Origin of the sequence: Dictyobacter kobayashii (assembly GCF_003967555.1) — a bacterium.
In the GTDB taxonomy this organism is placed as follows: Bacteria; Chloroflexota; Ktedonobacteria; order Ktedonobacterales; family Ktedonobacteraceae; genus Dictyobacter; species Dictyobacter kobayashii.
In genome coordinates this window covers 2,531,941-2,544,437 of record NZ_BIFS01000002.1, presented here as the reverse complement: position 1 = coordinate 2,544,437, position 12,497 = coordinate 2,531,941, and the positions used below count along the sequence as shown (strand labels likewise).

The window sequence follows — 12,497 nt, the reverse complement described above, 5'->3', positions numbered from 1 at the left end:
GTCAGGAAGAGGGGGTCCAGCCAGGATCGGTCGAGGGCGCGACCAGGATCTCTCCCGGTTCCAGGTGCGCGCCAACGGGATGAAGGATTACGCGCGCCCTGGCAGTGATACTGCCCGCAGAGGCGGGGGTGCCGCGCAATGTATTGGTCTCGGTTCCCTCATCAGCAGAGCTGGTTGGCTCGACGCCATCGGAGAGCAGGATGCGTGGGACATGGCGGCGTTGCAGTTCCTGCTCATAGGTGGCACGCCGCGCCTGCACCACGGAATGCATATCAGCACCGGCCAGAGCCCTACGCACCTCACCAAATGACAGGAAGTAGAAATCATCCAGCTTCTCCAGGCGACCGGCTCTGACCAGCTCCTCGGCCACCGGCCGCAGGATTGTACGCAGGCGAGCCAGAATCCAAACCAGGTAAAACTTGGGCATTTCGCGCAGCCCCAGGAGGGCACGCGTGCGCCGCAGGCAGAATTTCACCAGCTGGCCACGCAGCCAGTTGCTTTTCAGCGCACGGCGCGTCAATTCACGCACCATCGCCTCCGCCTGCTCGGCACCATGGGCGAACTGAACATCGGGGGCCTGGCTGGCGTCGTTCAGGCGCAGATAGTTCAGCAATACCCCAGAATATGCGTCGGATCGTCAGACCAGCGCGGCACACCCATGTCGATCTCCGCCACCCCACGATGTCCATAGGTTTGTAAGAATGCGGCCAGATTGTGTTGCAAGCCAGACGGCATGGCGTCCCGCTGGTATGCTTCAGCCAATTGGGCCAGCGAGTGTTCGAGCATGAAGGTTAGCGCATCCGGATCAGCGGCAAGCTTGCGAGCGATGTCCCAGAGCGCCAGATCCATCTCGGTGGTTGGATTATAGGGCAGACTACGCAGCACGGCCTGTCGCTCATCGGCGCTGGCCAGGTTGCCTAAGAGCTTGCCAGCCAGACCAAAGGCGAAGAAACCGGCAGGTATGATGGGTCCGATGGATGCCACGGTCCGGAAGAGGTCATAACGACTAGCGTTTTCCACCAGAGCCAGGCGTTCCAGCGAGCTCGCATGAGGAGAGATAGACAACTGTTGCTCCAGCTGTTGCTTGATGCCCCAGATACGCTGCCGCGCGGCCAGCGGACGGAAGAGGGCCTGGCAAAAATAGCGTAGAAGATGGAGACCGCGAATCAGGGAATGGCCCCACGCATAAAACCCATATGCCCGTGGGTCGTACGCGCAAACGAGGATCAGAGACAAGCGCCTTAACCAGGACAGCCGAACGTGCTTCAGCAAAAGGCAGCAAGCCAGCGATAATACGGCGTCCGATGGGGTTGCGCAGGCCACCTGTCAGATCAAGGAAGAGGCGCATTCCCGCCTCAACTAGAAAGTTGGGACCGGTCTCGTCTGGTCCCGAAACGATACCCACCAACCGCACAATACCAGAAACGAGCAGGCGGAAGGTCGCGATGCCCATTGGTGTGAGGGGCTGATAGACGCCCTGAGCCACGTTGAACGAGAGGTAGACACGCAACACATCATCCGTTTGTGGAGCGTTGGCGGGCAGCGGATAGAGCGTGGTGATCGGCCGTGCCTGCGTCAGCCAGAGCTTGCCGCCGGCATCAATGGCCCATTCTGTATCCTGTGGTACCTGATAGTGGGCCTCCACCTGTGCCCCCAGGCATGCCAGTTGCCGCACCTGCTGATCGGTAAGGCAGGGTTGCACGCTCTGAGCTACGCGCTCGATACGTTGCGTCCCACCGCCGGGCAGCGCTTGAATCAGCACGCGCTTATCTCCTGGCCGCCGCTCGACTATCTCTCCACTGGCTGTATTGACAACAAAATGGTCAGGATTGACCGCGCCCGACACGACCGCCTCTCCTAATCCCGGACTGGCATCGATCACGGTCTGGCGCCGTTTCCCGGTGAGCGGATTGGCCGTAAAGAGCACGCCCGCTACTTCCACCTCGATCATACGCTGAACAACCACTGCGAGACTGACGCAGTGTGGATCAATCTGATTGCGCTGGCGATAATTCACGGCACGCTCGGTCCAGAGCGAGGCCCAGCAGCGGCGGATCGCCTCCAGCAAAGCCTCCTCACCCACGATGTTCAGGTAGCTATCCTGCTGTCCGGCGAAACTGGCAAAGGGAAGATCCTCCGCCGTGGCCGAGGAACGCACAGCGACAGCGAGCGGCAGACCACTCCCGAGAGATACGTAAGCGGCGCGCACAGCAGCGGCAAGCTCTTGCGGAGCGACACCCCCATAAGACGCTCCCGAATGGTGGCCGCAAGCTCGGCGAGGCGCGCCTGTTCGACTCCAGCTGCCAGTTCTGCCAGTAATTCTCCCAGGTCCGCGCGTGCGGCTATCTGTATATAGGCAGCGGTGGTGATACAAAAACCAGCAGGGACGGGCAATCCTGCTCGGGTGAGCTCTCCCAGATTGGCACCCTTACCGCCTACTAGTGGGAGCTGAGCATAATCAATCTCATCAAAAAAGAGTATAGACGGTAATTTCCCTCCACTCTGAGGGAGAAGCGATTTTGGATACTACTCATAGTAATCCTGCCTTCCACCAGCATCTTGCTTGTAAAAAGACACTGTAGATTTTAATTAATTAACAAGATAATTAATAAGTGAGCAAAAAAAAGCTAACCAGGCATTAATGTGGCTTGATGCCATTAACAATGGTCTCGGTAATCAGGGTTGCCAGTTGCTCATGAGAGTACTGAGCGACCGTGGGATCACCAACAATTTGACGCCGCGTCACAAAGCCAACCAGGCAACTGAACGTCAGATGCGCCAGAAAGGTTGGATCGGTCTGGCAAATATTGCCCAGCTCGATCTGGTGTGTGTAGTAGCTACGAAGGAAGCTAACCACCTGGCCCAGGAGCTGGCTACGAATGGGCTCAATAACGGCCGCGTTGTGTAGCGCCTCTGGCAATAGGATACGCAACAACTTCACACACGTTTCGCCTTCGACGATCCCCAACACCTGCACAAGCAAGAACTTCAGGAACAGTTCAGGAGGCATATCCAGCCTCTCCGGTGGCAGCGAGCGCATCAGGCCAAGAGGAGAACGTGTCTCGACAATCGCTCCCAGCAGTTCATCCTTATTCTCAAAATAATGATAAATGAGGCCAGGTGTAATGCCAGCCGCGCGTGCGATATCGTTATTGGTCGTCCGGCTAAAGCCCTTCTCCGAAAAGACCGTCAGCGCCACTTCAAGAATATGCTCGCGCCGATCCTCCACGACCTTAGGCGTGCGCGCCATCATCTCTCCCTCTCTTTCGCAATCCTGATTCCTATTAATTAATTATCTCGTCAATTAATTATAGAAAGAAAAGAAAAGGAAAGTCAAGCCGTTGCAGGTTAACTCAGGGCTTTTGATCGCAGGGAGATCACGAGCAAGCGATAAGATGTACTTTCTTTCAGGAATGTGTAGTGGGCGACCGCAGCCGTCCACCATACATGAATGAAAAATAGATCCATGGCAATGTATGCATTTGTCATAATGGTTAAACTGAACATATACGAAGATATGCTTTTGGCGTGATTTAGTGGAAAAGGAGGAAAAGAAAGATGTTTATACGCTGTCTCGTTTTATTCCTGATGGCTGCATGCCTGTTGTTGGTCACCGGGATCGTCAGTGCTCCATCAACGTATGCAGCGGTTGCCACCCACGCAACGGGACCGTATGGTCCAGATACATGCCTCACTGGCTACGTATGGCGTGAGGCGTTCACGGGAGATCATGTCTGTGTCACGCCCCAACGGCGGACGCAGGTAGCATTTGATAACAGCCAGGCCTACTATCGCACCAATCCGTACGGCGGCCCCTATGGCAAAGATACCTGTCGCAACGGTTATGTGTGGCGTGAAGCAGGCCCTGATGATCATGTCTGTGTTACGCCTGATGAACGCACCCTGGTCGCGCAGGAAAACCAGCAGGCCCCCTACCGCTATCAATCTTAACATAACCTGGATAGTAGACTCACCTGCACAGCGAGATCATAAAGCAGGACATCGATAGGTACACGGTCCTCCTTCTAAGTCAAACACTCCTCACTTAGAAGGAGGACGCTCTGTATAATCCACCCAAGCGCGAACGCATCCTGGAGTGGCAGTCGCAACAGAATTTCGCGATCTGCCCTGACTCCGAAAATCCCGATGCCTGCAATGCTTATCAAAAATTGAATTTCCCACCACAAGCGTTTGATCAAATTAATAGCTACCATGAAGAGCAGGTCAAAGCTGAAGAAAAGCAAAATAGCTAAGAGCATTTCTACCTGCACTTGACGTTAATAAATAGTGACCATGCGCCAAATTTCCAATCATCTGATTGACTTTTGGCGCTTTTTATGTTAAAATGCAATCAAGTGATTGAAATTGTTAGAATGGGAAAGCAATGGATAGGAGAGCAAAGGAACCGGTGGCAACTGAGAGGGGCACGCGGGCCATGCAGAATGATGAGCGGAGACGTTCACTGGTGCTGGCTGCCTATCACCTGATCGCGGAGAAGGGACTGGAACAGTTGCGCACACGTGATGTAGCGGCTCAGGCCGGAGTTAATATCGCCACCTTACATTATCACTTTTCCGGCAAAGAAGACCTGATCCAGGCGGTGGTCGAGTATGTGATGCATATCTTCAGTACTCCTTTACCCGTCACGCCAGAAATAGTGAAGCCCACCACAGCCTGGGATCAACTAAAGCTGATGTTCTATGGTATTCAATATCGTCAGCAAGCCACACCCGAGCTCTTTGTGGTCCTGAGCGAGCTTGTGTTGCGCGCGCAGCGTTCTCCTGCTATGCAGCCGCTACTGAAGCAGCTCGATGCTGGTTGGCATGGCTATCTGAAACAGGTCATTGGAGAGGGCGTCCAGCGACAACAATTCCGATCCGATTTGGATCCGGAGACAACGGCGACTGAATTCATTGTGTTGCTGAAGGGGCAATTTTTCACCGTATCAGCAGCGGTGATACGGTTGATTTTGAGCGTATCCTGCAAGATGTGGCCTATAGGCTTGTTCATTGAGCGACCAGACAGCATTCCTTTGCGGACGTGCGCTGACGCGCCCGAGCTGTTTTATGTTGTGATATAGATACGTATCCTGCTGGTACTCATGCTGCCGGTGGTTGTCGTGTTAACGGTCGCGCCGATCATCTTCAATATCCTGCTCCTCGGCGGCATCATCAGCAGCGCTATCTGGGCCAGGCATCTGCTGCTCCAGATAAATAATAACAATACATCTCATTGAGGAACAGGAACATTACCTGGCGATAATGCTAACTATTACGTATAAAGAGATAGATATTAATTATACTAATCATGTTCGTGTTTCATGGAGGAGATAGCGATGAAGAAAGTTGTTGTTACTGGTGGGAGTGGTAAGGCGGGGCGAGCCGTCATCAAAGATCTACTGGCCCATGATTATGAGGTTTTGAGTGTGGATCTACTGCCGCCACAGGAGCGCCTGTGCCCTTTTCTTAAAACAGATCTCACCGATCTGGGACAGGTCTTTGAAGTGCTGCAGGGCAGCGATGCGGTTGTCCATCTGGGCGCTATTCCGTCCTCTGGTCTTCAGCCAGAAGAGGCGACCTTCCGCAATAATACGCTCAGTACCTATAATATTTTCAGCGCGGCCGTGGCGTTGAAATTACAGCGGGTGGTGTGGGCCTCCAGCGAGACCACGCTGGGCCTGCCATTTGAGCGCCAGAAGCCCGACTACGCACCGATAGACGAGGAGAATCCACTTTATCCAGAGTCCAGCTATGCGCTTTCAAAAGTGATCTCGGAGGAGATGGCGCGCCAGTTCAGCCGCTGGAGTGGTATCCCCTTTGTGGGGCTGCGTTTCAAATATTATGGAACCCCATGATTATGAGCGCTTCCCTTCTTTCTCTGAGGATGCCACGCTGCGCAAGTGGAATCTGTGGGGCTATGTCGATGCCCGCGATGTCGCCCAGAGCTGCCGCCTGGGGCTCGAAGCCGATATCACTGGCGCGGAGTCCTTCATCATTGCCGCAGCCGATACGGTCATGAAACGCCCAAGCCGCGAGCTCATGGCGGAGGTCTTCCCAGGCGTACCCTTGAAAGGCGAGATCGAAGAGTTTGAGACGCTGCTCTCAATTAAGAAAGCACGTAAACTCCTGGGCTATCAGCCAGAATATTCATGGCGCAACGCCTGAGCAAAAACATCGGGGCAGCAGCGTCTGCCCGGCGCCTGGCAAGGTCAATGCTTGACAGGAAAAGGGTGCAACAGTAAAATATTAAAATATTAAAACAGGCATAATTGTCGATCTCTATTTTTAGCGCGCGCATAACGGCCTCAGTTGCGCCATAGCCAGCTGCCCTTACGACATGCAAAAAATCCCGCGCCACGCCTCAGGCACAGAATTATTTCGTTATACACGTCACTTCAGCCATACGTTTCAGGGTATCTGGTCGCCGGATGGTAGATACCTGGCAACCAGCACGTCGCGTATCAACGAGGTGAGGGTGTGGGATATTGTGACAGGCAAGCTGGTGTGCAGTCATAGCCATAGTTCGGGTGGCTTTAACGGGCAGATGGCCTGGTCGCCTGATGGAACGATGATTGCATCAGCAAATGCGGGCGATATCGAGCTGTGGGACCCGTGGAGCGGGCGCAGGATCGCCAGGCTCCCAGGCTACCTGGGCGATGCCCACTGGTCATCGGTAGCGATGGCCTGGTCGCCCGATGGTTCACAACTGGCATTTGGAGCATATAGGAGCAGCATAACCAACCAGCCGGGATATGGGGTCTACATCAAGGATATCCTCAGCAGAGAAACTGCGGCCTTTTATGGTGGCCATACCCGGATCACGACCGCGGTCAGCTGGTCACCTGATGGCCGTTACGTGGCTTCTGCCTGTGGCGAGAAGGATGTACACGTCTGGGATGCACAGACAGGCCAGTTGGTCGAGCACTATCATGGCCATAGCGATGCTGTAGGGACGCTGGCTTGGTCGCCAGTTGACAATATTGTGGCCTCTGGTTCAGCAGATCATACGGTCCAGCTCTGGGTACCCGGTGAGGGATTGATAAGGAGCTATCAAGGACACAGTGAGCTTATCCGGTCGGTCGCCTGGTCGCATAATGGAAAATATCTGGCCTCCGCCAGCGCGGATACGACGGTACAGACCTGGGAAGCCGAGACCGGCCAGTTGATCAGCACCTATCGTGGTCATAACACCTGGGTAGATGCGGTCGCCTGGTCGCCCGACGATAACCTGCTGGCCTCTTCCAGCTATGGTGTGCAGCTATCAGATAGCATGAGCGGAGAAACCGTGGCCAGCTATGGAGAGCCAGCAGAGGTAAATGTGATCGAGCTCTCTCCCGATGGGCAGTTGATGGCCTCCGCAGCATCTGGCACCATCCAGCTCTGGAACGCCAGTACAGGCGCGCAATATTTTACCTACCAGCGGCAAGATAACTATATTCCCGCGCTGGCCTGGTCGCCCAGCGGTCATGCTATCGCTTCGAGCAATACCCTTACGCAGGTTGTCGAAGGCCACACCAGATGCAGCGGCCAGATCCACATCTGGAGCACAGATGAAAGCACGCGAGGCGAGCTGCTCAAGAGCTGGGAATGTCATGAAGATATGGTGGTAGATATCGCCTGGTCGCCCGATGGGGCGCGCCTGGCTACGGCCAGCTTCGATAAGACGATCCAGCTCTGGCATAGCCAGACGGGCACGCAAGCCGGCACATGTAGCCACGCCGCACGCGTCAGCGCGCTCGCCTGGTCACCTGATGGGACATACATTGCCTCCAGCGATATCAATGGCAGCGTTTACATCTGGCAGGCCCACACGCTGCAGCTCCTCACAACCTACGAGGGACCCGGCTGTATGGAGGACCTTTGCTGGTCCCCGGATGGCCAATTTATAGCGACCGGGCACCTGGACGGCTCTCTATGCATCTGGAATACTGCCACCCAACAGCTGGCCTGGCAGCGCGCCACATCCAAACAGCGCCTCGCAGCGGTCGCGTGGTCACCCGATGGTCGCCATATCGCCAGCGGCGCTTGGGATCACACCCTCAAAGTCTGGGAGGCCACCAACGGCCAGCTCATCTCGATCTATGAACACAGCGCCATCGTCCGAGACGTTCTCTGGCACCACGACAACCAGCATCTGGCGGCCGCCAGCGACGGCGTCTACACCTGGCCCTTCTAAAAGCATGTGCGGGGCTTCCCCCAATACCATGTAGTTAAGAAGAATTTGAGCTCAAACACGGGATGGAAGCTTGCCCCCCTTTTCCCTTCCTGTACGAAAAAGCGACAAGAAAGACGATGCTCATAGGTTCGGCCCTCAGCGGCCGATTGCCACCCCGGTAGGGTGGCCCGGTCTCCTCACCGCTCGGTCTCTCGTCACCGATCCCTCGACCCACGCGGTGCCCAAACGCATGGTTCGTGTTTGGGCACCGCGTGAAGGAAGGGCAAATACCACGGGGTGCTTGAGTGCTGAGATACCGGGCCGCCCTACCGGGGCGGCAATCGGGCGCTGAGGCCCGAACCTATGACATCTCTTTTCTTGTTGCCTGGTCGTATGGGAAAGGGAGGGAGGGCTTGTCGTCCGATAGCAATCACCATGTTTGAGCTCAAATTCTTCGTATCTTAACGGTATTGGGGCTTCCCCTCAATCCTTTCTTTTTATTTAAGAATAAAGCAAATAATCAATACGCATCGTTCTTTTTCGCATTTTTCGAGCATAAACGGCGAAGTCAAGCCTCATACCCACTTTTTGGATGTATTGTTGCGTAGCGCTGTTGGTTTTTGGGATTGACAACTACTTTCTTTCATGGTATATACTTTACTATGAGTAAAGTGGTTTACGATAAAAAAAGTGCTTCTCTAAATGGGAAGTTGCAAGAGTGCAGGGATGTAGAAAATATATGGAGACAAACCCACGCCAGGCCGCTGATTTGCTGGAGCAGATTGAGCAGGCATCGCGGATGGCTACCAGGTATAGTCTGGACAATGGATTAGTATTATTGGTCTGGGGTATGACCTTTTTATTGGATATGGTTGGTTTTGATGTCAGCCGCGTTCTGGGCTCGGTGTTACCAGGCTTAGTTTTTATGTGCGTCTTGAATGTGGCGATGATAACCTGGCGCGTCTGGTATAGCCGGCGCTTGCCGATCCAGCTACGCCGGGTGCTAACCAATAAGATCATTTATCTATGGTCGTTTTACTACGTGACGCTTATCGGCCTGGGAGTGGGCGCCTGGATCTTCTTGAGCGGTTCATTCCCTCCCTTCTGGTTTACCCTACTTGGCATACTGGGGGCGCTACCTCTACTTGTAAGTGGCTGGCGCATGCGACGGCGTGCATATACAACGAAAGCGCTAAAAGATGGCAGCATCGCAGCATGATTTCTCACCCGAGGAGCAACACCACCATCCTCGTTTGCAGCTCAACGAGGCTATCCACCAACCGGTCCGACTGTCCTTGATGGCGTTGCTGGCAAAGGCGAAACGAGCGGATTTCGCCTTCCTGCGGGATCAGTTGGAGCTGGGTGATTCAAATCTGTCGCGCCATCTTACGGCCCTGGAGGAACTGGGCTATATTGAGATCGAGAAGGTTTTTGAGAAGAAGCGGGCCCGCACCTGGGTTACGCTCAGTCCCACCGGTAGGCAGGCGCTAGAAGACCATATCCGTATCTTGCGGCAAATTGTAGAACAACCACTGGATCTGCCAGAGAATTAAAAATACGGCTACGTCATGAAGCATGGAGGCTTATCATGAGTGTTAAACCATTAATCACCGCCAGTATGGGCACGGAGCAGAAGGAGCCACTGCCAATTGATAGTCGTCCTAATAGTGTGCTTAAGCTACAAGAAAGGGTACGCGAGGGGAGGCTGAGCTGGCTGGGGCCGCTGGTGATGTGCTTTGTGCGCTTTCCTATCCTGTTGCTCTGTTTCTTGAGCGCATTTGGCGTCCTACAGCTAACAGGACAACAGCACGCTATGACAACAGCGTTAAATCTGACCCGCTACAACCTGCCATTGGTGGCCGACCTCCTCTGTCTATTGCTGCTGGCACGCCTGGTGCGCAAAGAGGGCATACACTTACGCGACCTGTTCTGTGCCACACGCCAGCATATACTGCGCGACCTGGTGCTCGGCATTGCGCTCTTTATGGGGAGCTATATCGCCGTGGCGGGACTGAATGTACTTTCACTGTTCGTCTTCTATGGACCCAACTTTTTTCAGAATACCCAGGCGTTGCAAACGCTACTTGGCAGTACGGGCATAAATCCGCTGGGTATACCTTTCCAGATCGCGATCAGCCTCCTGGTTCTGCCCATCAGCGTCGGCTTCGTCGAAGAGCTGGTCTACCGAGGCTATGCCCAGCCACGGATTCAGGCCCTCAGTGGCAGCAAATGGCTGGCCATCCTGCTGATGGCGCTGGGCTTCGGCTTACAACATGTCGTCTTTGGCCTGCTCAGCTGGCAATTTGCCCTCTCGGGTTTCCTGACCACCTTCGTCACAGGCATTATCTTTGGTGGCCTTTACCTGCTCAACAAACAACGCCTGAGCATCCTGATCCTCATCCACTGGCAATCGGACCTGATCAGTCTGGGCCTGCTCCCACTACTCATGGCACACTTCATTAAATAAGTTGAAGCGAGTATGTGCTATGCCGGGGGATGCTCACGCATGGCTTTTTCTGTGATGAACCAGGAGAAGGGCAGGAGCATCAAGAATGTACAGGTTGCGCAGAGAAAGAAGGCGGGACGCAGGCCGTAGAGCTGGGCAAACAAGCCGCCCAGGAGCGGGCCAATGGCGGCCATGCCATTGCTTAGAAAGCGATAGGCGGCCGTTACACGTCCTTGCAAGCGCGCGGGTACCTGGCGTCCCAGCAGGGCGGCGACGGCAATGGTCCAGAGTGGCCCGGTGAGTCCGCCCAGGACGGCGCCGCCGCCGATGATCCAGGCGTTAGTGGAGAGGGCCGGCGCCAGAAACATCAGCCCATTGCCCAGAATGTTGAGGCCGATCGGCCAGCGCCGTCCCAGCCAGCGCTGGACCGGGGCGAGCAGGAAGGCACTACCAACCCCACCCAGGCTGCTGCCCATGAGCAGAAAACCGTAATTTGCCGCGCTTAGACCCACCGGACCCGGTGCGACGGCATAGCGCACCAGCAGGGCCAGGTAGGCTCCCCAGCTGGCATTGATGACCATCGCCATCAGGGCAATCGCCAGCAAAAGGGGCTGTTGCCATAAGAAGTGCAGACCTGCGAGTAATTCGTGGCCAAGATGACGCCGCTCCTGGAGGATCGGGGCATAGGTGCCACGCAGGCAAAGGAGCGCGCCAAGCGTTAACAGGGCACAGCCGGTACCGATCCCCATCGTTAAGGCTGTGCTGATGCTGGCCAGCAGGCCTCCCAACGGTAAGGCAAGGAGTTCGATGCTATTTTGTGCCCCCACCAGCCAGCCATTGGCCCGCTCTAGATGCCTGGGAGCAACCACCATCGGCACCAGGGCCGCCAGGGCCGGCTCTTCCAACGTCTGGGTCAGGCCCAGGATAAAGGCAAGACCATAGAGCAAGAAGAGCGGGAAGTAGCCGCAGACGATGGCCAGCCAGGCCAGTCCAAAGGCAAGCAGGCGTAGGAACGCCAGCCCAAACATGAAAAGGCGTCGATCGGAGCGATCGACCAGCACGCCGGCAAGCAGGCCGAAGAGAAAGGTGGGCACCGTCAATGCAAAGGTCACGCCGGACACCAGGAGGGAAGAGGTGGTTAGCCGATTGGCCAGTAATGAGAGGGCCAGCAGCATAATCCAGTAAGCAAAATAGCTACTGCCCGAGGCGGTCCAGAGCGCGATGAAATTTGTCCAGCCTGGCCACGGGCTATCAGATGAATTACGGTCGGACTCCAGGTGGGCCGCTGGAACGCTGGCCGAAAACTCAGAACTGGTTGAAGGTTGGTCATGAGATGACATGGTCAGATTTCTCCATTTGCTAGGCTTATCACTGCATGGAAGCGCTCGTAGCGGCCATGCATGCACATAAAAGGATGGCAAATGAAGCGTGTAGTCAGCGGGGTGCGGCAAGGCAAAAATGAGGAATGATGAAGCTGATGGTCAAATCAATAAATACCAGGAGCAAGCGGCGCCCACTTGATATGATCAAGTGGTCAGCGGCCGGGTAGAGCAGTGTGGCTGGCCTGCTTCATATGAAGGGCGAGCTGCACTAACCAATGGTATTTGGTGATGATTTCCTCTCCGTTGCGTGCACCAGAGTGGCTACACGCTATGGAGAAATAGATGACGACTCATTGCATGACTGGCTTGTTCTTTCTGCTACAAATCATTGTGTTTGTGACGAACCACAGCCAGTATAGCATATATCAAGCTGTACTGACAACACGGGTAAGAAGCAATTTCGACCATTTAGTGGCCTGGCCTGGTTCCAGAAAGCGCTCCTTCGCGTACGTGCGCGTTGCGCGCATTTTCTACACCACACAAAAAAGTGTAGAGCAAGCGATACGATGGACATT

General features: G+C 55.0%; 8 protein-coding genes and 3 pseudogenes. 7 read left to right on the top strand and 4 right to left on the bottom strand.

The window, feature by feature from the left end; translation table 11 throughout:
• Window position 1: 1 nt before the first annotated feature.
• The 3 genes and pseudogenes from EL645_RS46375 to EL645_RS37570 all read right to left on the bottom strand — a co-directional run bounded on the left by EL645_RS46375 (window position 2) and on the right by EL645_RS37570 (window position 3,253).
• Window positions 2-984, bottom strand: a pseudogene (locus EL645_RS46375) (hypothetical protein).
• Window positions 985-1,006: 22 nt separating this feature from the next.
• Window positions 1,007-2,394: pseudogene (locus EL645_RS42005) on the bottom strand (PEP/pyruvate-binding domain-containing protein).
• A 244-nt stretch (window positions 2,395-2,638) separates the two neighbouring features.
• On the bottom strand, window positions 2,639-3,253 hold the full coding sequence (locus EL645_RS37570) for a TetR/AcrR family transcriptional regulator (RefSeq protein WP_126557486.1): 615 nt from the start codon (window positions 3,251-3,253) through the stop codon (window positions 2,639-2,641).
• 305 nt (window positions 3,254-3,558) lie between these two features.
• On the opposite strand from EL645_RS37570, the gene EL645_RS37565 reads away from it, so the two are divergent.
• The 7 genes and pseudogenes from EL645_RS37565 to EL645_RS37530 all read left to right on the top strand — a co-directional run bounded on the left by EL645_RS37565 (window position 3,559) and on the right by EL645_RS37530 (window position 10,621).
• Window positions 3,559-3,951, top strand: coding sequence for a hypothetical protein (locus EL645_RS37565; RefSeq protein WP_126557485.1), 393 nt, complete (start codon window positions 3,559-3,561; stop codon window positions 3,949-3,951).
• Window positions 3,952-4,408: 457 nt separating this feature from the next.
• Window positions 4,409-5,080, top strand: coding sequence for a TetR/AcrR family transcriptional regulator (locus EL645_RS37560; RefSeq protein WP_161978023.1), 672 nt, complete (start codon window positions 4,409-4,411; stop codon window positions 5,078-5,080).
• Window positions 5,081-5,335: 255 nt separating this feature from the next.
• Window positions 5,336-6,164 (top strand): annotated as a pseudogene (locus EL645_RS46155) (NAD-dependent epimerase/dehydratase family protein).
• A 172-nt stretch (window positions 6,165-6,336) separates the two neighbouring features.
• Window positions 6,337-8,175: a WD40 repeat domain-containing protein gene (locus EL645_RS37550; protein ID WP_126557483.1), complete on the top strand. Its 1,839-nt coding sequence runs from the start codon at window positions 6,337-6,339 to the stop codon at window positions 8,173-8,175.
• 718 nt (window positions 8,176-8,893) lie between these two features.
• Window positions 8,894-9,373 carry a hypothetical protein gene (locus EL645_RS37540; RefSeq protein WP_126557481.1) on the top strand — a complete coding sequence of 160 codons (480 nt, stop codon included), beginning with the start codon at window positions 8,894-8,896 and terminating at the stop codon, window positions 9,371-9,373.
• Window positions 9,354-9,707: a winged helix-turn-helix domain-containing protein gene (locus EL645_RS37535; RefSeq protein WP_126557480.1), complete on the top strand. Its 354-nt coding sequence runs from the start codon at window positions 9,354-9,356 to the stop codon at window positions 9,705-9,707. Before EL645_RS37540 ends, EL645_RS37535 begins: the two co-directional genes overlap by 20 nt.
• Before the next feature lie 35 nt (window positions 9,708-9,742).
• Window positions 9,743-10,621: a CPBP family intramembrane glutamic endopeptidase gene (locus EL645_RS37530; RefSeq protein ID WP_126557479.1), complete on the top strand. Its 879-nt coding sequence runs from the start codon at window positions 9,743-9,745 to the stop codon at window positions 10,619-10,621.
• A gap of 17 nt (window positions 10,622-10,638) precedes the next feature.
• Here the strand turns inward: EL645_RS37530 and EL645_RS37525 are convergent, their stop codons facing one another.
• Window positions 10,639-11,940 (bottom strand): MFS transporter, encoded by a 1,302-nt coding sequence (locus tag EL645_RS37525; protein WP_126557478.1) that lies wholly within the window; start codon window positions 11,938-11,940, stop codon window positions 10,639-10,641.
• Window positions 11,941-12,497: the final 557 nt, after the last annotated feature.